Source organism: Microcoleus sp. AT8-A3, from assembly GCF_036705675.1.
Classification (GTDB): domain Bacteria; phylum Cyanobacteriota; class Cyanobacteriia; order Cyanobacteriales; family Microcoleaceae; genus Microcoleus.
Genome location: NZ_JAUBVD010000050.1, coordinates 14,237 through 37,167 on the forward strand (window position 1 = coordinate 14,237; position 22,931 = coordinate 37,167).

18 protein-coding genes and 1 riboswitch are annotated in these 22,931 nt (G+C 46.8%); of the genes, 8 read left to right on the plus strand and 10 right to left on the minus strand.

Annotated elements, in window-relative coordinates:
• Window positions 1-128 precede the first annotated feature (128 nt).
• Window positions 129-689 carry a Uma2 family endonuclease gene (locus QUB51_RS23400; protein ID WP_333055194.1) on the plus strand — a complete coding sequence of 187 codons (561 nt, stop codon included), beginning with the start codon at window positions 129-131 and terminating at the stop codon, window positions 687-689.
• A 201-nt stretch (window positions 690-890) separates the two neighbouring features.
• Here the strand turns inward: QUB51_RS23400 and QUB51_RS23405 are convergent, their stop codons facing one another.
• Window positions 891-2,027: a DUF262 domain-containing protein gene (locus tag QUB51_RS23405; RefSeq protein ID WP_333055193.1), complete on the minus strand. Its 1,137-nt coding sequence runs from the start codon at window positions 2,025-2,027 to the stop codon at window positions 891-893.
• 124 nt (window positions 2,028-2,151) lie between these two features.
• Window positions 2,152-2,248, plus strand: a riboswitch (TPP riboswitch).
• Window positions 2,249-2,255: 7 nt separating this feature from the next.
• On the opposite strand from QUB51_RS23405, the gene thiC reads away from it, so the two are divergent.
• A complete protein-coding gene (thiC, locus tag QUB51_RS23410) occupies window positions 2,256-3,629 on the plus strand; it encodes a phosphomethylpyrimidine synthase ThiC (RefSeq protein WP_333055192.1) in 1,374 nt (457 codons plus the stop codon).
• 552 nt (window positions 3,630-4,181) lie between these two features.
• Here the strand turns inward: thiC and QUB51_RS23415 are convergent.
• The 3 genes from QUB51_RS23415 to pyrE form a co-directional block, all read right to left on the minus strand.
• Window positions 4,182-4,658 (minus strand): hypothetical protein, encoded by a 477-nt coding sequence (locus QUB51_RS23415; RefSeq protein ID WP_333240779.1) that lies wholly within the window; start codon window positions 4,656-4,658, stop codon window positions 4,182-4,184.
• Window positions 4,659-4,984: 326 nt separating this feature from the next.
• Window positions 4,985-6,271, minus strand: coding sequence for a DNA (cytosine-5-)-methyltransferase (gene dcm / locus QUB51_RS23420; RefSeq protein WP_333263488.1), 1,287 nt, complete (start codon window positions 6,269-6,271; stop codon window positions 4,985-4,987).
• Between the two features lie 114 nt (window positions 6,272-6,385).
• Window positions 6,386-6,961 (minus strand): orotate phosphoribosyltransferase, encoded by a 576-nt coding sequence (gene pyrE, locus QUB51_RS23425; RefSeq protein WP_333211597.1) that lies wholly within the window; start codon window positions 6,959-6,961, stop codon window positions 6,386-6,388.
• Between the two features lie 669 nt (window positions 6,962-7,630).
• Here pyrE and QUB51_RS23430 point away from each other — a divergent pair.
• Entirely contained in the window at window positions 7,631-8,158 is a 528-nt protein-coding gene (locus QUB51_RS23430; RefSeq protein ID WP_333233264.1) for a hypothetical protein, read from the plus strand.
• A gap of 385 nt (window positions 8,159-8,543) precedes the next feature.
• Here QUB51_RS23430 and QUB51_RS23435 read toward each other — a convergent pair whose 3' ends face one another.
• Both QUB51_RS23435 and QUB51_RS23440 read right to left on the minus strand, forming a co-directional pair.
• Window positions 8,544-9,293 (minus strand): pentapeptide repeat-containing protein, encoded by a 750-nt coding sequence (locus QUB51_RS23435; protein ID WP_333055181.1) that lies wholly within the window; start codon window positions 9,291-9,293, stop codon window positions 8,544-8,546.
• A 20-nt stretch (window positions 9,294-9,313) separates the two neighbouring features.
• Window positions 9,314-9,958 (minus strand): hypothetical protein, encoded by a 645-nt coding sequence (locus QUB51_RS23440; RefSeq protein ID WP_190661578.1) that lies wholly within the window; start codon window positions 9,956-9,958, stop codon window positions 9,314-9,316.
• A 482-nt stretch (window positions 9,959-10,440) separates the two neighbouring features.
• Between QUB51_RS23440 and QUB51_RS23445 the strand changes: the two genes are divergently transcribed.
• Complete coding sequence (locus QUB51_RS23445) at window positions 10,441-10,752, plus strand: WGxxGxxG family protein (RefSeq protein ID WP_333055180.1); 312 nt, start codon at window positions 10,441-10,443, stop codon at window positions 10,750-10,752.
• A gap of 340 nt (window positions 10,753-11,092) precedes the next feature.
• Here the strand turns inward: QUB51_RS23445 and QUB51_RS23450 are convergent, their stop codons facing one another.
• From QUB51_RS23450 to QUB51_RS23460, 3 genes are all read right to left on the minus strand, one after another.
• A complete protein-coding gene (locus QUB51_RS23450) occupies window positions 11,093-16,447 on the minus strand; it encodes a PAS domain S-box protein (RefSeq protein WP_333263485.1) in 5,355 nt (1,784 codons plus the stop codon).
• Window positions 16,448-16,885: 438 nt separating this feature from the next.
• Window positions 16,886-17,491 (minus strand): DUF4276 family protein, encoded by a 606-nt coding sequence (locus tag QUB51_RS23455; protein ID WP_333211603.1) that lies wholly within the window; start codon window positions 17,489-17,491, stop codon window positions 16,886-16,888.
• Window positions 17,488-18,642, minus strand: coding sequence for an AAA family ATPase (locus QUB51_RS23460; protein WP_333211605.1), 1,155 nt, complete (start codon window positions 18,640-18,642; stop codon window positions 17,488-17,490). The genes QUB51_RS23455 and QUB51_RS23460 overlap by 4 nt, the downstream gene beginning before the upstream one ends.
• A 32-nt stretch (window positions 18,643-18,674) precedes the next feature.
• Here QUB51_RS23460 and QUB51_RS23465 point away from each other — a divergent pair, with 32 nt between their 5' ends.
• Both QUB51_RS23465 and QUB51_RS23470 read left to right on the plus strand, forming a co-directional pair.
• Entirely contained in the window at window positions 18,675-19,478 is an 804-nt protein-coding gene (locus tag QUB51_RS23465; RefSeq protein WP_333211606.1) for a creatininase family protein, read from the plus strand.
• 81 nt (window positions 19,479-19,559) lie between these two features.
• Window positions 19,560-20,315, plus strand: a complete 756-nt coding sequence (locus tag QUB51_RS23470) for a DUF561 domain-containing protein (protein WP_333211608.1) — start codon at window positions 19,560-19,562, stop codon at window positions 20,313-20,315.
• 149 nt (window positions 20,316-20,464) lie between these two features.
• Here QUB51_RS23470 and QUB51_RS23475 read toward each other — a convergent pair whose 3' ends face one another.
• Window positions 20,465-21,142: a calcium-binding protein gene (locus QUB51_RS23475; protein WP_333055173.1), complete on the minus strand. Its 678-nt coding sequence runs from the start codon at window positions 21,140-21,142 to the stop codon at window positions 20,465-20,467.
• A 79-nt stretch (window positions 21,143-21,221) separates the two neighbouring features.
• Between QUB51_RS23475 and QUB51_RS23480 the strand changes: the two genes are divergently transcribed.
• Together QUB51_RS23480 and QUB51_RS23485 are read left to right on the plus strand one after the other, a co-directional pair.
• Window positions 21,222-21,869 (plus strand): DUF2301 domain-containing membrane protein, encoded by a 648-nt coding sequence (locus tag QUB51_RS23480; RefSeq protein ID WP_333055172.1) that lies wholly within the window; start codon window positions 21,222-21,224, stop codon window positions 21,867-21,869.
• 127 nt (window positions 21,870-21,996) lie between these two features.
• A complete protein-coding gene (locus QUB51_RS23485; protein ID WP_333055171.1) occupies window positions 21,997-22,650 on the plus strand; it encodes a YdcF family protein in 654 nt (217 codons plus the stop codon).
• Window positions 22,651-22,931: the final 281 nt, after the last annotated feature.

Below are 22,931 nucleotides of genomic sequence, written 5' to 3' on the forward strand. Positions count from 1 at the left end.
ATAGCGGGCATTTAAATGCTTTTTGTCTAAGGATTGTCATCTAAATTTTTCGTTTTTTTTCCGCTGCGTTTGGGGCGGTTTTTTTTTATGGTAAATTTAGGTAAGCTGCAAACAAGGAGAATAGTTATATGTCTGTTCAGCTTCAAAAACGGTTATTTACAGTAAAAGAATATCATTTGATGACTGAGGCTGGTATTCTCTCGGAGGGCGATCGGGTGGAATTGATTGAAGGAGAGATTGTTAAAATGGCTGCAATTGGTACTCGTCATGCAAGTTGTGTTAAGCGTCTCACCAGGCGCTTCAGCCTCATTCCAGAAGATCGGGCCACTCTGGGTGTCCAAGACCCTATCCAGTTGACTGAGCGCACTGAACCTCAACCGGATGTTGTATTGTTGCAACCTCGCGCTGATTACTACGCCACAGCCCATCCAGTACCGTCTGAAGTTTTGCTGTTAGTTGAGGTTTCAGATAGTACGGTTGATTATGACAGAGATGTGAAAGTATCGATTTACGCGCGATCGCTCATTCAAGAAGTTTGGCTAGTAGATTTAGTTGAAAATTGTTTAGAAGTTTACCGTCAGCCCTGCCCGAACGGTTATAGTTTAATGCTCAAGTTTTGGCGCGGTCAACAAGTTGCGCCGCTGGCTTTTCCCGATTTAGAAGTGAGCGTTGATTTTATATTGGGTTAGGGCGATCGCGCCACTCGCAAACATACTGCTATCTTGCCTTACAATATATTTAACAGCCCAAATCAGCGCAAGTTCTATTAGGTGGGCAATCAACTGCTGTCTTGCACTTATAGAGAATTTGTGGCTCATTTATAGCGAGAGGTTAGAGCTGAAACACAGGAATCTATAATCATAATTAACGCTACTTTTCTGCAACACTTACTATTCCAAATCTCCTAAATAATTGGACGCAAATTTTAACCTATCCCTAACATTATCGGCGCTAGTAAGATTACGTATTTTTTGAGCGACTCCACTGAAATTCTCATCTTCTATAAGTGATTTATAGCGTTCTCCCAGTTGTTCAAGATTATTAATTTTGCCTTGTTCTAACCTGCGGGCAATAACGACCATTACAGCTTCAAAGTAAGTAGGTATCAATATTTTTTGAGGTTTAAAAGCTTTGTTACCAAGACCTTTATGGATCGCTTCAATCGTTGGGATAAATGCGTTTATTATTTGTTCTTCCGATTGGCGGGCAAGGTGTCTATTTTGCCTCATGTATTGATTTAGAAATTCTTTTAGAGAAGGCTTATAATCGTTGCCCTCGAAGTAAAAAGCCAGGAATCGCAAAATAAGTTCTCGATCTTTCCCGTTTTTATCTGGGAGACCAAATATGTCACGCCACGCTGGGTTTTGATTGAGTTGCCCTAGCAAATTATTGAGTTCGCCGTGATAGATGCAAGCACGAATTTCCTGCGGTTTAAGGATAGTACCTCCGGTATTTAGCCTTTCAAAGATATAATAAATACTACTGTCCTCGCCTTGAGAAAGTGGCTCGACAATTGTAGCGGATACAAGCGAGTCATCTAATTGGCGTCTGTATGGGTCTTTCAGTGATTTATATGTCTCTCTCTCAAATTCTGTATGAACCCCTTTCAGAGCAAACGACTGCCGACTGTTAGGAAACTTGCCTTTGTAGAAATATAAAAGGCTACGTAATCTTTGCTGACCATCAATCACCAGCAGTTTTTTTGTATCTCGCTCTCTTGCTAGAAAGATGCCGGGAACTGGAAGACCAAGCAAGAGTGATTCTATAAAACGCGATGCTTGTTTTGGTTTCCAGACATAAGCACGCTGGAAGTCTGGAATAAATACGTCTTCGCTTTCCAGGCGTCTAACTAGACCCTCTACATCAAAATCTCTTCGATCAACTGCTAGGGAGAATCTGGAGGGAATAATGTCCTCCTCATCTTCCGCGCTATCATCTTCCCCGCTATCCTGAATATCGTTTTCCTGTTCCTCATCCCCTAGATCGTTGGGGGAAGATGGCTCACTGTTTGACTCAAATGTATTCATCTTGTAGCTTCCTTTCTGCCTGAGTTATTAGATATTATAGACCGATCGCTCCCCTCATCTATCTCTCAATATTAAGATTTCCTTAGTTGCTGCCGTGGCGCACAGAAATCGGTGATACAATCAACAGCTTAGCTAGGGGTGCCCGAATATCAGGGCTGAGAAAACACCCTTAGAACCTGAGTCTGGGTAATACCAGCGGAGGGAAGCTGTTTATCAAGGAAATTAAATATGCGTACCGAATGGATCGCTAAGCGTCAGGGGCACACCAATGTATCTCAAATGCACTACGCCCGCCAAGGTGTAATTACTGAGGAAATGCACTTTGTGGCTAAGCGAGAGAATCTCCCGCCAGAACTGATCCGCGCGGAAGTAGCGCGGGGACGGATGATTATTCCCGCTAATATCAATCACCCGAATTTGGAACCGATGGCGATCGGCATTGCCTCCAAGTGCAAAGTCAATGCTAATATCGGTGCATCTCCCAACTCTTCCAATATGGAAGAAGAAGTTGACAAGCTTAAATTAGCAGTGAAATACGGCGCTGATACCGTGATGGACTTGTCCACCGGCGGCGGGAATTTGGATGAAATTCGCACCACGATTATCAAAGCTTCACCAGTGCCGATCGGTACTGTACCAATTTACCAAGCACTAGAAAGCGTTCATGGTAATATGGAAAGTCTGACGCCCAATGACTTTCTTCACATCATTGACAAACACGCTCAACAAGGTGTTGATTACCAAACAATTCACGCCGGAATTTTGATTGAGCATTTGCCCTTGGTAAAAAATCGGTTGACTGGGATTGTCTCTCGTGGCGGCGGCATTTTGGCGCGGTGGATGCTGCATCACCACAAACAAAATCCCCTCTACACTCACTTTAACGACATCATTGAAATCTTCAAAAAATACGATGTTTCGTTTAGTTTGGGAGATTCTCTGCGCCCAGGTTGCACTCACGATGCGTCGGATGAAGCTCAATTAGCTGAACTCAAAACTTTGGGACAATTAACTCGCAAAGCTTGGGAACATGACGTGCAGGTAATGGTGGAAGGCCCGGGCCACGTTCCGATGGATCAAATTGAGTTTAATGTCAAGAAACAAATGGAGGAATGTTCCGAAGCACCATTCTATGTTTTGGGGCCGTTGGTAACAGATATTGCGCCTGGATACGACCACATTACCTCAGCAATTGGGGCGGCGATGGCTGGTTGGTACGGTACTGCAATGCTGTGTTACGTGACGCCGAAGGAACACTTAGGATTGCCGAATGCTGAGGATGTCCGAAACGGGCTGATTGCTTACAAAATCGCGGCTCATGCTGCAGATATTGCACGGGGCCGTCCGGGTGCGCGCGATCGCGATGATGAACTCTCGAAAGCGCGTTACAATTTCGATTGGAACCGTCAATTTGAGCTGTCATTAGATCCAGAACGGGCAAAGGAATATCACGACGAAACTTTGCCGGCTGATATCTACAAAACTGCTGAATTCTGTTCGATGTGCGGGCCTAAGTTCTGTCCGATGCAGACTAAGGTTGATGCGGATGCTTTGACAGAATTAGAGAAGTTTTTGGCTAAGGAACCTGTAGCCCAAAGCTAATTGGATTAATTCGTAGGGTGCGTTAACGCCGTGTAACGCACCGCCAGCCTCATGCACCATTTTAGCTAGTTGACACTCCCCTGCCTGAAGGCGAGGGGATTCTTGGTTCTGCGACATACCTTAAAACTATCTATCCTTGCGGCAGTGTTTAAACCTGGTATCCGTTCAAAAGAACCAAATATCGAGCTTAATTTAGATAGCCTCGCGAGGGTTTGTCTCCCCAAGCTTTCGAGAATTGCTTCTCTTGTTTCTGTGTGCCCCACAGTACATTTTAGAAATAAAAAGTTTAGTCTCTGATTTTGGCTTACATTAGTTAGCCCAGCTATGTTTTTCGTGGTTTTCGCCACCCACCAACCATTATTGTTTTCCGACCAGTCGTTTGAGCGTGGTGTCTCATGTGTATCGGCGGTTATTCAACCTGTAGTCTAGTTATTGTACTCTACAATGAACACAATGCAAAAAAGTTCAAGAAAACAATTAACAAAAGTTGATAATTAATTAAAGCCGTCAAGCTTATGACGGGGCTTTAGACCCAATTTCTTGGTAAAAGATTTACCTGGGTATGTTAACTTGCGCTGTATCTTGGCACATTGAAAGAATGCGGCGATCGTTTGAGCTAATTGTGCGAATAGAATGCAGATTTGTTAGCTGAGTATTGACTTCAATTGTTTGAACTTTTCCGGCTGAGATTGCCTTCCCGTACAATGTATTTCCCTCAATTTTACCAGTGAAGCACGCAAAGTCCGATCGCGGCGCGTAGATTGCACCAACGACGCGATCGTCCTGGCGTTGAAACACGATATAGTTTTGAAGAACTTGGTTGGGCTGTGGCGAATCTCCGTAGAGGTAAATACCATCTGGCAAAGCAGCAACATTAGTCTTCGATGGATTTTGTTGTGCTTGAATGGGTTGTGGCTGAATGCCAACACCAATTAGTGTCAGAGGACAAATAAAGGCTGTTGCCAGTAGTTTCCATTTTCTTTTAATAGATGCAGGTAAGATCATTACTGCTTCTCCTTGCGTCGTCATCTAATATATTAAAACAATCTTCTCTAGTTAATATCTCACTCAGGTTATAATTTCCCTCTGCTAAAATCAGCCGATTGGTATAGATTCTGAACCTGAAAGCTTGCGCTTGTTTAGCACCGAAAACTTTATTTTCCCTTATCCTGCAAGTGCCGGAGCTGATTTTGATAAAATTAGAGCAGACATAGTTTCTAATCCCACCCCATAAAACACCGATCTAACCTTGATGCCGATGCTTTGGCGGAATTAGATAATTTTTTGGCTAAGGAACCTGTAGCGCAAAGCTAGTTGCTAGGGTGAGCGGAAACACTCCGCCCACCCTTCCCAATTCACCGGGCGCTAACTTTTTGTTGGGTAGAGCACAAAACATTCTGGATAACTTCTAGAGCAACAGCTTTAACTACATTAATACTTACACTATTACCCAGTTGATGATAAGCTTTATCATCATTAGGATGCAAAATAAAACTATCGGAAAAACCTTGTAACCGCGCCGCCTCGCGGGGAGTTATCCTGCGGACTCGGTTATGATAGTAAACCCCTAATCTATTAGCATCACTGGCAACAATTGTTACAGAAATTTTCTGTGGATCGAGAAATTTATATACTTCAAAGGAAAAGTTACCGGATACAGGTTTGTATTGATTGTTGTTCCGTTGCAGGTACTTTTTTGTCACCAAGGAATCCAGGATTTCATCGAGATTGGGATGAGCAAAAAAAGTAGCTATTTGCTCTTTAGTTAATAGCTTGCCATCTTGGTCAGCTCCAAATTCTTTATTGCGCCTTTTCAATATAAAAAGATTCATTAATTCAATTTCGTCTAAACTGCACTCGCCTCGCAAACCCAGTTCCCAAGAATGAATCGAATTGCCACCGCGATAGTCAATTAGCCGCCTACCGTGCAGTCGGCTGAAATCATTGTTAACTATTTGTTTCAAGGCATTAACAAATTCGGGCGAACAATCATATTTTGGATCTGGATTGTCTTCCAAAATATCTGCAACTGTGACAGGTTGACTTAACGGGGAAAAGAACGATAGCTGTTGATGACTAGAGGAATGCGAATCTTTTGGGCCTAAGTCGGAAATTAGCTTAAATTGGGGCAAAACATTTAAAATTCCTACTAGGTAAACTCGGACACGGTTCTGAGGTAAACTAAAGTTAGAGCTGTTGAGCAAAAAATAATCGAAGCTGTAACCTCGGCTTTTGATTTCGCCCTTAATAGTTTCGAGGGTTCTGCCGCCGTCGTGGCTGACAAGCCCCCGCACGTTCTCGAAAATAAATGCTTGAGGTTTAAAGGTATCAATTAACCTTGCAATCTCAAAAAATAGGGTGCCTCTGGTGTCTCCAAAGCCCTCTTTTTTGCCCGCATAGGAGAAAGACTGACAAGGAAATCCCGCTAGTAAAATTTCATGTTCAGGGAGTTTGTCAATTAATCGGATGTCGCCTAAAGGTGTGTCGGCAAAGTTTTTCTGGTAAACTAACTGAGCGTCGGGATTGATTTCGCTGCTTAATACGCATTCTGTTTGCAGATTCAAGGAACGAGCGGCGGATTCAAACGCTAATCTCATGCCGCCTATTCCTGAGAATAAGTCAATAAAACGGATTTTTGGCATAGCCTTAAACTGGGTGGTTAAGATTGATATCTTGCACCATTTTTAACATGAGGCAGAGCGAAAGCATCTGCGTTACCAGGTAGAACCTGGTAACGAGGGGAATCGCACTTTTGCCTATTTTTTGCTAGCCATCCACTTTTGCAGATCGTTAATCGTAAAAACTGTTTCAAAGTCCAATCCAACAGATTGATAAAACTCCGCACCACCTTGCTCTCGATCAATCAGCGACAAAACGCGATCGACCTTATAACCAGCCGCCCGCAGCCTTTCCACCGCCTGCATCGCCGACTTACCCGTCGTCACCACATCCTCCAAAACCGCCACATTCGTCCCCTCTGGCAACAGCGGCCCCTCAATATACGCCATTGTCCCGTGTCCCTTCGTCTCCTTTCTGACAATTAAAGCTGGTATAGGTCGATCGCCCAAAGCCGAAACCACACTCACAGCAGTTACAATCGGGTCAGCACCCAAAGTCAAACCGCCCACAGCTTGCACATCCGACGACAGCATCGACAACAACAAACGTCCCGTTGCCAAAGCACCTTCAGCGTGCAGCGTCACCGGTTTGCAGTTAATGTAATAAGAACTTTTCTGCCCCGAAGACAGCATAAAATCGCCTTCGCGATAGGCAAACTCGCACAGCAAATCTAGAAGTCGATCGCGCAACACCTTTAAATCCGCAGCATCCATAACTCACACCCTATAAAAAACACAAATAATCCGCCGATAATCAGTTTATCAAAAAATTGGGTTGAAAATCCCGTCTTTCGCTTGACCGAAGGCATCCAGGATAAAAGCCCCCGGATTCATTCCAACGCGCCAACTCAGGACCCAGAAATAAAAAACCTGTCTCCGATGAAACTTGCCGAACGTATTTATCCGTGGGGTCAATGCTTCAATTCTAAAATCTAAAATCTAAAATCTAAAATCGCTTGACGGCTTTTTGATAGAATACACATGGTTGTAATTCCCAAGGTGGGCGGTTGTGAAGCGGCTTTTAGTCGGCACCCTCGAACCTGAAAGCTTTTTAAAAGCAAAAAGAAGGGTAGCGAAAACCTTGTAAAACAGAGCTGGGGAATCAACGCATTCTCACCCACCAGAAAATCAATAATTTGTTTCAATCAAGTAGGGTGGGGCACACCCGAACTCTAGGTTCGTACCCTAGTACGCTTTTGGAGATAGACCCTCTGGGGTGGTTGTGAGTTAAGCTCGTCAATTGGTGCAATTGCACGGTTGAAAAGTTTAAGGATTGCCGAAAGGACGCAACATTTTAAGGTCAGTCGCTGAATTAAGAATCCCTGTCCTTTAGGTCAGGGAGTGTCAAATTGGAATCGGAATTAATTAAGGAGGCCCAAATATATGAGTCAAAAGTTAAAAAGCCTAAGCGGCGCGTTGATTCTCGCTGTCGCCTCTGCCGCACTGGCATACGTCAAACCAGCTCAAGCACAAACAGAGCGATTTCACCCGATTGCCGACGACTTCAACCGACAATACTTTGAAGCTTCAGGAGACTTTTACCACAACGTCAGCTTGCAAGGTTACTTGGGCGACTATTTAGGCATCGGTTCCCCCAGCGGCGTCGTTGCCTTTCCCGAAAAAGAAATCGAGCGGGATGCTAGTCGCCTCAGCGGCCTTTACCGACGAGTCATGCAGCGGCAAGTTTCCAGCGACCCGATTCTCCGCGTCCCAGATGCCGTCAATCCCTTCGATGCCTCAATCATGGCACTGCCTGCAGCTTGTCAGCTAGGACCTCAACCAAGCGGCTGTTTCCCTACTCCCGGCGGACTCCAAGATCAGTTTACACTTCCAACGCAGCAGCAAAATTCACCGACCGATCAAGGGCCCGTTAGAGGACTTTATCAAGTATCGCCCCCTGGTAGAAATTAACTGCCAGTTCGGTATAAGTTTCCGGTTGCATCCGAATTAATATTACCCACAGTCAGGACACGGCAATGCCCCAGGCGTGTCAAATTAAGCTTTTCGTCCGCTAGTCCTCCCGCCTACCCGGCAGTCCGCCAGGGAATGAATTCCCTGTCTAATAGCGAAAGTCCTCTCAAAGAGGACTGAATAATTCCTTAGTCCTCTTTTAGAGGACTTCAGCTTTGAGGCAGGGGTTTCAACCCCTGTCGGAATATCGGTTTAACGTGTTTGTTGACACCAATGGGCAATGCCGTTTCCTGCAATTAATCGGGCGATAGTTACATCTCTCGCGAGCGCCATCGATTATTTTGGGGTAGGGAAACGGCAATGCCGTGTCCTCCGTTGCTCAGACTTATGATGAAACAATGCTGCCGTCAGGCATGATTGTTCCTTTCAAAATAGCTTCCCCCAAATTCGCTCCCGCCAAGTTCGCTCCCCGGAGATTTGCCCCGGTCAAATTAGCCCCTCTCAAATCAGCTTTGCCGAGGTTTGCCCACCGGAAATCTGCCGCGCTCAACTGTGCAAAACAGAGATTTGCCCGGAAAAGATATGCTGCTGTGAAGTGAGCTTCCGCGAGGTTAGCTTTAGAGAAATTGGCTGCATAGCAATGTGCTTCAATCAATTCGGCTTGAGTCAGATTGGCTTGACTGAGATTAGCACAGTTGAGGTTCGCGCCCATCGCATTAACTCGAAACATCACCGCACCGATTAAATTCGCCTCTCCAAAATCGGTTTGTTGGAGATTGGCACCGCTAATGTCCGCCCCAATTAAATTAGCACCGCTCAAATCAGATCCTCTGAAGTCAGCCGCTTGGAGGTTGGTTCCAGTTAAATTAGCTTTAATTAAATTAGCTTCCAGCAGTTGCGCTCCTGCAAGATTTGCTAAACTAAAATTAGATTCTGCGAGGTTTGCCGCAATTAATTTAGCCTTAAACAAATCTGTTTTAAAAAGGTTCGAGCGCCAAAGATACGCACCTCTGAGATTTGCTTCGGCGAGGTTAGCTTCGCTGAGATCCGGCTCTATATTTGGGTTGAGACTTCTCCATTCAATCCAACTAACTGCACCTTTTTTTAACAGCGCTAAATGCTGTGTATTTGCCATAATTACATCTCCTTTAACGGCTATTCCTTGCGACCAACAATTGCTGGATTTTCTCGACCCGTCACGTTTTCCACCGCCGCAATTGCTGCCTGGGAACCTGCTATAATATCTCGTTCTGCGCCGCCGAGGTAAAGCCGTCCGAAACTGCCTACAGCCTGAACCTCTAAGATGTTAATAGATGCGCCTTTTTCTGCTTCATTGGCCGCCAGCGCTGCATAGGCCGCCGGTTCTACTTCTAAGACGTAAAGCGTTTGTCCCGCCAGCAGCAACTGTCCGCGGCGGGTGCGGTTAATTAATTGTGTTTGGTGGGGGTCAATATTGCGAATAATTTGACTGGAAATCACTCGCGGTTTGATACCTTCTTCTCTGCGGAGTCCGATGAATTCTAGAATTGCTTTGCCTGCGGCCCGCGTTTCCCCCTGCTGACTCGAGTGTACTTCCAGAAGGCCGTACAAGCGTTCGACTATCTGCACTCCCGGGCGCACGGAGGCAGATTTGAGGGCGACATCGGTAATTCGGTTAATTTCGATACCGGGCGAGATTTCTATCCACAGCGACGCATCCCCCGGCAGCGGCAAGAATCCGGCGGCGACTGTGCCGATGTATGCTGCGTGCTGTGGCTGCAAGTTGTCTAGAAATACGTAGCTGCGTAGCTCTATACCCAAAAGTTTCTATCTCCGTCGATCGAGTTCCAACACTTATCTGTGCAATATCTGAGTTTACCTTTTTTTGTCAACAACACCTTGTCTATTGTCGAGACTGTCGCACTGCCTCACAACCGGGTGAGGTGTCAATCGATTTTAGATTTTAGATTTTAGGTTTTAGATTGAAGCATTGACCTTACGGATAAATACGTTCGGCAAGTTTCATCGGATATAGGTTTTTTATTTCACCGGTCCTGAGTCTGCTTTCGGAATGAATCACGTGGCGGGTATCCTGGATGCTTTCGGTCAGACCCGCTATTTCTAGTGTCGGAGTGCCTCTGCGAGCAATTTTTAATTTTGTGCGCCTGCTAAAAATTTGATATCAATCTGTAGTTATACGTGGAACTTAGCAATGTTTACCGCTAGAGATGGATTTAACTTTAAAAGCCAATCGATATAGTTTTGATAGTTAAAGATTTTAGCCAACAGAGAGCATTTGAATTATGAAACGTTCTGATTTATCCAAAGCAATCGGTGCAGGTATTATAGCTGCTGGGTTAGCCCTAGCACCAGCTCATCTGCCTGCTTCAGCTCAGACAGATACAACTGGCGGTACTAACAACACTACAACCACCACCACTCCTCGCTCCGATGTCTACAATGCTGAGAACGATCGCGATTTTGATTGGGGATGGTTGGGATTGTTAGGTTTGTCTGGTTTGTTGGGCTTGATTCCCCGCAAACGTGAAGAAAATGTCCGCTATACAACTACAACCAGCGATCGCGAGCCTGCCGTGCGAAGTGACTACCGCTAAGAATTGAGTCTTAGTGCTGTGGGCATCATGCAGGGACAGGATGTTTTAACCTGTCCGACTAGCACCAATAATCATCAAAAAACCTCCATCTGTGAGGTTTTTTTATTGGAGATGATGCGCGATCGATCGACGATTAAATTGGTTACATCTGAGATATTGTACCATTGTCAATCAGATTTTTATGAACAGGCCGGAAAGCCTGTTCATAAAAATGGTGCAATATCTCAGATATAAGCGGAATTGAGATGATTAACTTCTTCCTATCTTCTTCCCTCCCTCCTTTGCGTTCTTTGCGTCTTCGCGGTTCATTAAATAAATACTTTTCCGACACAAAAACACTTTAAACAATGTTTTTGCCCGATCGCTCGAGTACCTCCCCAATCGCCTGCACCAACTTGTCGGGGTCTAAAGGCTTAGCAATGTGGCGCCAGAACCCCGCAGCCAGGGCCTGCTGATAGTTAATTTCTCCAGCATAAGCCGTGAGGGCGATCGCCGGAATCCGTCCCCCTTTGTCGGGCGCCAGAGCCCGAACCTGTCGCATCAACATATAACCGTCAGTGTCGGGCATTCCAATATCGCTCAACAGCAAATCCGGCACAGACTCAGTTAAAACCGCCAAGGCATCGGCCGCGTTAGCAACTGCTGTAACACTTGCCCCACACTCCTCAAGCAGAAAAACCACTAAATCTAGCGCATCGGCCTCATCATCCACCGCTAACACCTTGACACCGCTCAAATTGAAGGATTGATCCGGCGACGCAGTTCCCGCAGGACTTGTCTGAGACTGGATCGGCATCAGAGGTATCCTGACAGTCAAGGTTGCACCTTGTCCTTCGCCGGGACTGTCAGATTTCACTGTACCGCCGTGGAGTTCGACGAGATGGCGGACGATCGCCAATCCTAAACCCAATCCGCCAAACTTGCGCGTCATCGAGCTGTCAGCTTGCCGGAAGTAGTCGAATACATAGGGCAGAAAATCAGGTTCGATACCTTTTCCCGTATCAGTTACAGTAATTTGGGCCAAGGTGTCCACCCGATCGAGAACGACTTGGATTTTGCCCGACGGCGGGGTGAACTTGACGGCATTTGACAGCAAATTCCAGACTACCTGCTGAAGTCTGCCCGCATCGCCCAACACCGGGCCCAGATCCGGTGCAAATTGAGTGGTGATTTGAATCGACTTGACTTGGGCCGCCAGACGCACCGTTTCAATAGCAGCGCCGATGACCTCGGCTAAATCCACAGGTGCAATATTCAAGCTAACCTTGCCTTGCAGAATCCCCGACACGTCGAGCAAATCTTCGATAAGCTGGGTTTGCAGTTTGGCGTTGCGCTCGATCGTCTCTAAGGCATAACGCTGCTTTTGGGGTGTCAGAAGATTCGATTGCAGCAGCTTCGCCCAGCCCATAATCGGGTTTAAGGGAGTCCGCAATTCGTGGGACAAAACAGCCAAAAATTCGTCTTTGACGCGGTTAGCCTGTTCTGCCTCTTCCCGCGCTGCCTTTTCCCGTGCTAGAAGGCTTTCCCGTTCTGCTTCTGCAACTTTGCGATCGGTAATATCGGTGTTAGTGCCACACCAGCGCAGCACCTGGCCTTGCTCGTCGCGAATCGGCACGGCGCGGGAGAGAAACCAGCGGTACGATCCGTCTTTGCCCCGTAAGGGGAAAGTATCTTCCCAGAGTTCGCCTGTTTCAATGCAGCGCCTAAATTTTTCCACAACGCCATCGAGGTGTTCCGGGTGGTGCACCTTTTGCCAGCCCCAGCCTAGCATTTCTTCTAGGGTGGTGCCTGTGTAGTCAAACCAGCGTTTGTTATACCAGAAAATCCCCCCAGCAGCATCTGTCATCCAAGCCAACTGAGCGATGTTGTCAGCTAGAGCGCGGAACCGAGCCTCGCTTTCGTGCAGCTCATGCAGAGCTCGCGCGTGCAGGATCACCGTCCAGAGGCGAGCCACCACTTCTTGCATCAGCCAAACTTCATCGGGCCGCCAGTGCCGCACCACCCTTGATGTCACCAGCAAAAGAGCCACCCAGCGCCCTTCCTGAAGGCAGGGAACATCGACCAAAGCGCGAATACAAACGGCACCGTAGTTATCGAATAAATGCGCTGTATGGGGGTAAGTAGCGATATCTGAGATGACAAGGGTTTGACCTGCCATAGACAGAGCTTTCAGTTCTGGCGTCTTAAAGTCTGAGATTTGATAGGTGCCGGCGGCGCTGGCAATGTCGGACTGGTGCCAGTCTTGGTGGACAATTGCCCGATCGGCTTCTAAATCGATTTCGTGCCAGATGCAGCGATCGACCTTTAAATATTCTCCCAGACTTTTCATGGCTTCCCACAACATTTCTGTGGGGTTGAAGCGCTGTCGCAAGCGGGCTTCGAGATCGGAGAGAAACTGCTCGTTGAGTTGGGCTTGTTTGCGATCGTGAATATCGGTGTTTGTGCCGATCCACTCGACAATCTGCCCCCCTGCGTCGCGAATTGGCACGGCGCGGGACAAATGCCAGCGTTCCATTTGGTCTGCTGCCCGCCGCAGGCGCAGCTCAATTTGATAAACTTCTCCGCTGATTAGACATTCTTCCCAGCGGGCCCAAGATTCTGCCAAATCCGAGGGCGGGACTAGGTATTGCCAATTGCTTTGAGCGGCTTCCTCGTAAGACATTCCCAGATATTCCAACCATTGTTGTTGATTGGTAAAGCGAATTTCCCCGCCGGAACTTACGTTCCAAAGCAGGTGGGGCAGCGACTCAGCGAGGAAGCGAAAGCGGCGGTCGCTTTCTGCTAAGCTTTCTTCTGCTCGTTTGCGATCGTCAATATCAATGCCGATACCAGCCCATTGCACCACCTTTCCCTTCCTGTCTTTGACGGGTACAAGTCGCGCTAGATGCCAGCGGTAATTACCATCAAACCTGCGTACCCGACACTCGAATTCGTAGGCTTCCCCGGCTGCAATCGCAGGAGTGCGCGTGGCGACAACTGCTGGCAGATCATCAGGATGAAATAATTGCAGCACCGGCGCAGGCATCGGCAATTCTGGCCTCATGCCCGTATAGGTTTTCCAGTGTTGGTTGCAAAACTCTAACCTGCCGTCGGCGGTGTTGATCCACATTAATTCCGGGACGCCATCGGCGAGGGTGCGGTAGAGATTTTCGCTGTGCCGCAGTGCTTCTTCTATTTGCCGGCGCTCGGTTTTGTCCTGCATAATTTTCAGGAAACCTTGCACCTCGCCTGCTGCGTCGCGCAGGGGCATCACCAGCCCGCTGCCCCAAAAGCGGCTGCCGTCTTTGCGGAGGTGCCAGCGCTCGTTTTCTCCTTTTCCTTGAGTCAGGGCGCTGTGCATTTCTGCTTCCGGCATCCGGGCTGCTGAGTCTTCTGGGGTGAAGATGATGCGTCCGTGCTGCCCGACGATTTGGGCTTCGGAATAGCCCAGCAATCTCTGGGCCCCTGCGTTCCAACTGGTAATGTGTCCGTCGGTGTCAATGGTGAAGATGGCGTAGTCTTTGGCGCTGTCGAGAATCAACTGCAGGTGGGTTTCACGATCGCACAGTGCTGCTTCTGCTTGTTTACGCTGGGTAATGTTGCTGGTGAAGCCGACTATTTTGGTCGCTTCACCTTGCTGGTTGCGGATCGAACAGCCGCGCTCCCAAACATCGATCCAGCGCCCGTCTTCGTGCCGGACTCGGTACTCGATTTCATAGCGATCGGGAATATTCAAGATTGATTGCCCCCCGGCTTGGATGCGTGCCAAATCGACCGGATGGATGCGTTCTCTCCACCACTCTGGTGTTGCAGGTGCATCCTCTGGGTAGACACCGACGATCGAGCACAGTCCCTGGGAACGGTAAACTGAGTTTGCTGCCAAATCCCACTCAAACACCATGCCGTCGATCGCCCTTGTAGCTAATTGGAAACGGTTGTAGCTTTCTTGCAAGGCGAGTTCTGCCATTTTGCGAGCGGTAATTTCCTGTACCACGATATGAATCCCCACAATCTCTGGGCCCCTGTCTCTGAGCGGCCACCAATTCTGGAGCCAAGTGCGAACAACTGTGGGTTGATCCCTAGTTGCACCGGTGAGTTCATAATTCCGGATCGGTTCTCCGGTGTCTAGAAGGTGTCCCAACAAAGGTTCGGCTGTGTCTGCCCAGTCGGGGACAATTTCGCGCAGGGTATGGCCGATGTGCCTTTCTACTGCCAAGCCGTTCATTTGGGCAAACCGCTGGTTGATCCGCACGAACCGCAAATCTGTGTCTAAAACGGCTAAACCCACGGGAGTTGTTTGGTAGAGCGACTCTATCTCTACAAGTTGACGCCGCACGGTTTGTTCGCTTTCTTGTAGGGCGAGTTCGGCTTTTTTGCGATCGGTAGCATCAAATAATACTCCGATAAACCGCACTGCTTCGCCTGCTGCGTCGTAGAGATAGCGCCCGAACGCGCTCAACCAGCGGATTTCTCCGTTGTCGGCGCGGATGATCCGGTATTCGGGGGAGTAGAGCGATCGGGTTTGCCGAGCTGTTTTGGCTGCTTGCATGACTTGCTTGAAGTCGTCTGGATGCACGCAGTTTTCCCACACAACCGCGCTTGCTTCCCCGCCTGGTACCGGTTGGCAGCCCAAAATGCTGAAATGGGTCGCCGACCAAATTACTCGATTTGTTCGCACGTCTAAATCCCAGGTTGCCATGCCTGAGCCTTCGATGGCGATGCTCAAACGTTCTTCGCTTTGTTTTAAGGCAATTTCTGTTTGTTTACGCTCGCTGATATCTGTGAGGGAACCCACGGCGCGCACGGGATTGCCTGACTCGTCCCAAATTGCTCGCCCTCTGGCTAAAACCCATTTGTAGCGCCCGTCCCCACAACGGATGCGGTACTCGCAGCAGTAATGTGAGGTTTCTCGATGCAAGTGCTGCTGCCAATTGCTTTGCACGATCTCCACATCATCGGGATGAACGTAGCTCAAAAATTGGCTGAAGTTTTTGACTTCTTCGGGCCGACGTTCCAAAATCTCTAAACACCGATCGCTCAGGATCTGGCAATTCGTTTGCAGGTTCTGATCCCAAATGCCGTCGTTGTTGCCCTGCAAGGCTAGCTGCCAGCGTTCTTCGCTTTCTCGCAAAGCTTCTTTGGTTTGATGGGCGCGATCGATTTGTACGGCGGCAACGGCAAAGTCTGCTAAGGCGATCGCGATCCGCAAGTCTTCGGCATCGAATTGGCGATCGGCATCGTGAGATACAATCCATATTGCCCCCAGCGATTGATTTTCTGCTTGCAGTGGCACGACTAACGCTTCGGCGATCGGCAATTCTAACTGTTGTAAGTCGGTAAAATATTGTTCGGGAGCAAAGTAAAGCTGGGGAGTTTGGCGATCGATCCCGGTGCCCGACAAACGCAATTTGCGGGGTGTGTTTTTATGTTCTGCTGCTTCCCACGCGCCCGCTAAGGCTTCCCAGCGAAATATTTGTTCGGAAGTTGCATTTTCTTCTAGCAAGCAGACTCCGACGCTTCCGGCGTCGCACAAATCTTGAGCGATCGCAACGAGTGTTTTTAGCAGCCTGTGCGGTGAGGTTGCCAATTGTCGAGCCAGCGTTTGCAGCGCTCGGTTTTCTGCTTTTCGATCGTGCGATCGAGGGATGCGGCGCGACAGTTCCTCGGCGATCGGAATGTCGGTTAAATTAGTTTGTGGGGTTTGCCAAGCTTCCATCAATTAGTCATCTCTACGTCTTTCGGTTTGAGCTGGCGAGCGTCTATCACCACGCTGTTAAAGCATCTGCTATATTTATATATTATCTACCCACATACAGAATATGTGAGCTATCTTGGAAATTACTTTTTAGTTTTCAGGCTAGTTGATTGGGAGCAGTCGAATTTTGTAAAAAGCCTTTTTTAGGAGTGCGAGCATCCCGATCGCTTTATATATTTTTAGCGGCCAAGATGCTCGCACGAAGAGTGAAAGCTTGCACGCTTGATGATAGGAGGAGCTCTTGGGAAAGTAAAAAGCGTTGTTTAGGAGTGCTTGCGTGACCGCACAGCACATTATATACATATAGCGAGCAAGGTCTGAAACCCGCGCCAGAGCTTGGTCTAAAATCTCGCTTTTTCCACAACAGGAATGGCGGGCTCGTATCCGTTTTTGGGCGGGTCAAGGAATCAATTCGCCCCCACAAAGAGATAAAATAGTATTCAGAAAAGCCTTTAATTCTGGACAGACTGCGGCAGCCTCCATGAGATTTTGTCCCTCTAATATTCTTTTGGCATCCCGTGCTTTATCATAACTGCGACGTTTTCCCTGTTCAAATATTTCTTTAATCCGATAAGAAGGTGGATTATTGTGATTGACCAGTTCAGGAGAACCGCTAGGAACGGCTCTATTGCCTCCTGATATTTGCTGAATTTTTGACCAAAAAGGTAACAGCCAAGCTTCAAAGTCATGGGAAGCTGCATGGGGATAAAATTTAGGATTGTTCCCTACCCAATTTTTCATTTGAGCCTTAGCATCCGCTGCATCTTTAAAATCTTTAGTGCCTGTATAAACATCAGTTAATGCAATTACAGCATCACAGGCATCTTTACCAGTCAATAAATTTTCCACGATGACCCTGAGTTTCTTTCCTTTGTGAATGCGACCGTTACAAGGTATAAACTTTAATTTTGGCATCTGCTGTCCCAGGCGTAACTGAAGAAACTCTTGCAGGTTAGACTTAAATGCCATTTCCGTTGCTCCTTCAACCAAAATAGCAATCTTCACGGTCTGCCTCCAATGATATTCATTGCCCAAAGCTGATCCAAGCTATAATCTTTTAACCAGTGTTCTAATTCTATAGAGTCAGCCCAAGTTAGAGTTGTTAATCCATCTTCAGTATTGCAGACAAGCACCTCTTTAGGCTCTAAAAATCCGATCAGTCTATCTGAATGAGTTGCTACAATTAGTTGAGTTCTTTGAGAAGCTTCTCTCATAGCATGAGCTAGTTGTTGTAACAACTCTGGATGTAAACTAACTTCCGGCTCATCAATCAGCGTGACAGCGGTCAAATCTCGACTTTGCAGTAAGGTGATTAACCATAGAAATCGCAGCGTTCCCTCGGATAGTTGGTGCATATAAAAAGGATGAGAAAAATTTCGATCCTTCCAAGTCATTGCTAAAGTTCCGGCTGCTACTGGCGGAAAACTCAACCTTTCAAAATCAGGAAAAGCTGCCGCCAGTGTATCTTGAATAATTTCAAATCGATTTGGATCTGTTTCTCGCAGATAATAAAGGCATGAAACTAAATCTTCTCCCTTAGTACCGGGCAAAGTTGCAGGACGCATAGATTGAGGTAAACGTATAGGACTTTGAGGGGAAAGATTCAATTCCCAAGCCTTATAAAAGCTACATGAAGCTAAGTGCTGTCTCAATGTTTCTGGTTCCCGATACATCTTAGGAACCTGAGCGAGTGAGCTTTCCAAAGGATTGTACTGCCAGTTTGGACGTAGTAGCTTTTCATCGTCTGGACTGAAATATTTGACATCTAAACCGCGAGATTCAATATACTTAAAAGGTTGAGAAGCATTGGGATCGCGCTGTTGGATTAGAGTTTCTGAACCAATTTCATAGAATTGACCTTTGGTTGCAAGTTTCAGAGAATAGTTAAGCGGTTCCTGATTCTCTATAGGCATCGATAAGGAGATTGACACGCTATCAGCCCGGTCTAATGTTATCATCTGAGTTAGACCGCTCAACTCTGAAATTTTGGACTGTAACTGACCGTTCGCTGATGCTGCTAAAAGTGAGAATATTTCTAAGAAAGAACTTTTCCCAACACCGTTAGCACCAATCATCACTGTCAGATCTCGCATTTCCACCTCTGCCGAAAACAAACGGCGAAACCCCTCGATCTTTAGGCGCTCAAATGTGTTCATAACTTTTGCCCTTGAGCTTGTAGAATCGTAATATGCACAATTTTATTCCAGAATCACGCTTTTTTCCATATCTGACTTGGACAGAAATTCAGTCTATGCCGGATAAGGAAAATACTGTGATAATTCTGCCGCTAGGTGCGATCGAACAGCACGGCCCTCATTTGCCTTTAATTGTAGATGCGGCAATTAGCGCGGCAGTTACAGGCAAAGCCCTGGCAAAGTTAGAGGCAAATATTCCCGCCTATGCTTTGCCGCCTTTGTACTATGGTAAGTCGAACGAACACTGCCATTTTCCCGGTACAATTATGCTCAGTGCTCAGACACTTTTAGCAGTAATCGGCGAAATTGCAGACAGTATTTATCAGGCTGGATTTCGGAAATTAGTGTTAATGAATGGTCACGGCGGACAGCCACAGGTGATGGAAATTGCGGCGCGGGATATTCATCAAAAATATCAGGATTTTTCGGTTTTTCCGCTGTTTGTTTGGCGCGTTCCTAATGTGGCTGCTGAATTATTAACTGCCAAGGAGTTGGAGTTGGGAATTCACGCGGGTGATGCAGAAACGAGTTTGATGTTGTCAATTTTGCCCGAACAGGTGAAAATGGAACTGGCAGTTTGCGACTATCCGCAGGGTTTACCAACAGAGAGTTTGCTGAGTATGGAAGGGAATTTGCCTTTTGCTTGGCTGACGCGAGAGTTGACTGAAAGCGGTGTGTTGGGCGATGCGACGGCGGCGACGAAAGAAAAAGGATCTCGTATTCTCGAATCTCTCTCTGACGGCTGGGCACAAGTTATCAAAGATGTTTACAAATTTCGCCAGCCGCGTAGTAATTAAAAATTAAGAATTAAAAATCAAAAATTGTTCTAATTCGTGTCAAAATGAGTCTAAGAAATTTTTTGAGTTGGAAAACTAACGATGAGTGTAAATTCTAAATTGCAGCGCGCTTTTGAGCAAGGTCGCGCCCTGAAAATTATCAGCGGTTTAAATAATTTTGATGCCGCCAACGTTGCTGCTGTCGTCAAAGCAGCGGATCTCGGCGGTGCTTCCTTTGTCGATATTGCTGCCGATCGCGATTTGGTATTGATGGCAAAACAGTTGACAGATTTGCCAATTTGTGTATCTGCTGTGGAACCGGAAAAGTTTGTGCCTGCGGTAGAAGCTGGGGCTGATTTGATTGAAATTGGTAACTTTGATGCTTTCTACGCAGAAGGCCGCCGCTTTGAAGCTGAGGAAGTTTTGCAGTTGACTCGCGAAACTCGATCGCTATTTCCAAACATCACTCTTTCTGTGACAGTTCCCCACATTTTGACACTCGACAAACAAGTGCAATTAGCAATTGAATTAGTCAAAGCTGGGGCTAACATCATCCAAACCGAAGGTGGCACTAGCGCTCAACCAATTCACGCTGGCACCTTGGGATTAATTGAAAAAGCAGCGCCTACTTTGGCCTCCGCTTTTGAAATTTCCCGCGCCGTATCCATCCCCGTACTCTGCGCTTCCGGTATCTCCAGCGTCACCGCACCCCTCGCTATTGGAGCCGGCGCTGCGGGTGTTGGTGTCGGTTCTGCTGTCAGCCAACTTAATAGCGAAGTGGCGATGATTGCGGCTGTTCGCAGTTTGGTTGAAGCTTTGGCTTTGGTTTCGCGATCGCACTTGCCGGCTTCCATTTAATTAAGAAGGAAGAAGGAAGAAGGAAGAAGGAAGAAGGAAGAAGGAAGAAGGAAGAAGGAAGAAGGAAGATTTTTCCCATCCCTCGCTCTTCCCCTTCTCCCAGTCTTCGCCTCTTCCACTCCCCCACTCTTTCACTTTTCCACTCTTCCTTAATAATTGATAAACCACACGGCATAATCATCTAATAACTGATTGTTTCGGGAGATTACATCAACGGATTCTAACTCTGATAAAGGCAACATAAACTTTTGGCGATCGCTGACGCGCTGCACTTCCACAAATATGCCTTCTTCCTGAAGCACCAAATCCTCCAACCGATTAATTGTGAATCTATCAGTATAAGAAGGTTGAGTTTTTTTGAGCCGTGCATATTCTTTTTTGCTGCCGGAACCCATTGTATATTCTTCTTCCCATTCAAACTCTTCTATGCCGGTAACGTGGCAGGGTAGTTGAATATTTTGCTTGATGTACTCTAGATATTTGACGGAATTTTTTAGGCTGAAATCAATATTTTTTGACCCCAAAATTTTACTGATTTTAGTTTCAAATTGCTTGGTATTAAATGGGAGATTTTCATCGAGATGCGCTAACATTTCTGGATCGAACCCCGCTCTCAATTCGGATAATTCCTCCAGCAGCCTCTGAAAGTCGTTGACCGGTTTGGGTCTTCTGCCTGCTACAATGGTTTCATCAAGCTGAACTGGAGGAAGTTCGGATTGTGAAGGAAGGGATTGGCTTTGCTCTGGGCGATCGTCCACTTTAGATTTGTTAACTTTAGATTTGTTAACTTTAGGCTGGTTAAGTTTAGGCTTGTTAAATTTAGGCATCGCTCGGTCTCGCTGGCTCGGTTTATCAATAAAGTATATCTTGGCAGAAGTACATTGTGTCTGATAGGAGGAAGCTGTAATGCAACTACTGAAATCACCTGATGAATCGCCAGTCTATCAAGGACAATTCGGCGAGTTTACGATTACTCAAAACGATCGCACGGGAGTGTTGATTTACCGCGCCGGATTGGGGGTGGCGGCGCTGTGTTTTGCGATCGGCACTACTCTGGTGCTGCAACAGGGCGACAACCCGATGGCAATCCAAGCTGTAACGCCTGTTTTTGCTTGTTTCTGGATAGCTTTAGGCGTCAGCTTGGCAACTATTCACATTTACATGATTGCGCTGCACCGCACACTACAGGCGTTTTGGGCGATCGGCGGCGCGGCAGCATTGTTTGTCGCCCTACAAAGCAGCCAACCTCTAGCTTTAGCAGTGTACGAACATCCCGCCACATTGTGGGGAATTGGCTTTACTTTTGCAGCCTTAAATGGCATTTATTTTAAGGAAGCATTCTGCTTTAATCGCCTCGAAACTAAGTTTTTGACTCCGGGAGTCCCTCTGTTAATTTTAGGACATATTTTCGGATTTTTGTCAGCCGAAAATGAACAATTTTTGCTGGCTGTTTGGGCGGCTTTGTTTATCATCTTTGCTGTGCGTAAGTTTTTTCAACCAATGCCGCAGGATATCGGGGATAAAAGCGTTTTTGAGTATCTGAAACACCAATAATTTGGGAATGGGGCATTGGGAATGGGGCATGGGGCATTGGGAAATTCTATCACTTTCCCACTATTTCCCTCTTTCTCAGTCTCGCCGAATCTGCCTCCATACCCTAAAACATCTAGAGCTAGTTAAAATGAGAATTCGTCTAATCCGCCGCCGAGAAATGTGGGCAGTTACCAAGGAAGGTTGGGTAATTGCTCTGATGGGATTAATAATTACAATGCTCTTAATTATCACAAATATCCATCCGTTTTTGGCGGTAAATGCGCCGATTAAAGCAGATGTTTTGGTTGTCGAAGGCTGGTTGCCCGATTATGCGATCCAAAGTGCGATCGCCGAATTCAAAAAAGGCGAATACCGCCAATTAGTTACCACAGGAGTTCCTTTAAGTAAAGGCTACTATCTTGCTGAATATAAAAATTATGCCGAACTAGCTGCCGCGACTTGTATTGCGCTAGGATTTGATAAAAACAAAGTAGTAGCAGTACCAGCAGCGAGTGTTCTCAAACACCGCACTGCTGCTTCTGCGATCGCACTTCAGGATTGGCTAGGTGCTTCTGCCATAAAAGTTGAGTCAATTAATCTTTATTCTTTTGGCCCTCACGCCCGCAGAAGTTGGATTATTTTCAAAGAAGTGCTGAATCCTGACATTAAAGTCGGGATTATAGCTGCTGAACCGCAAGATTACAATCCCCAAGAATGGTGGAAATCGAGCGAAGGTTTTCGGACTGTGATCGGAGAAATTATTGGTTATATTTACGTGCGTTTCGTTGATTGGAAAGCTTAGGAATGAGAATTAAATAACTTCCACTCTTGAAAGTGGGATGGGCTATAAGAGCCCGTCATGAGTGGACGGGCTATAAGAGCCCATCCCACAATAACAATTAAAATTGTAAGTTATTTAATTCGCGATCCTTAGCCAGTAATTGTCAACCTCCCTCTTAATTCCCTTCGCCTTCTTAGCGCCTTCGCGGTTCGTAAAAAATATTTATAGCAATCTTTGCAGGAGTAGTATTTTTTTGCCCCACCCCAACCCTCCCCGCGGGTTCGGGGAGGGAGTAAGAAATT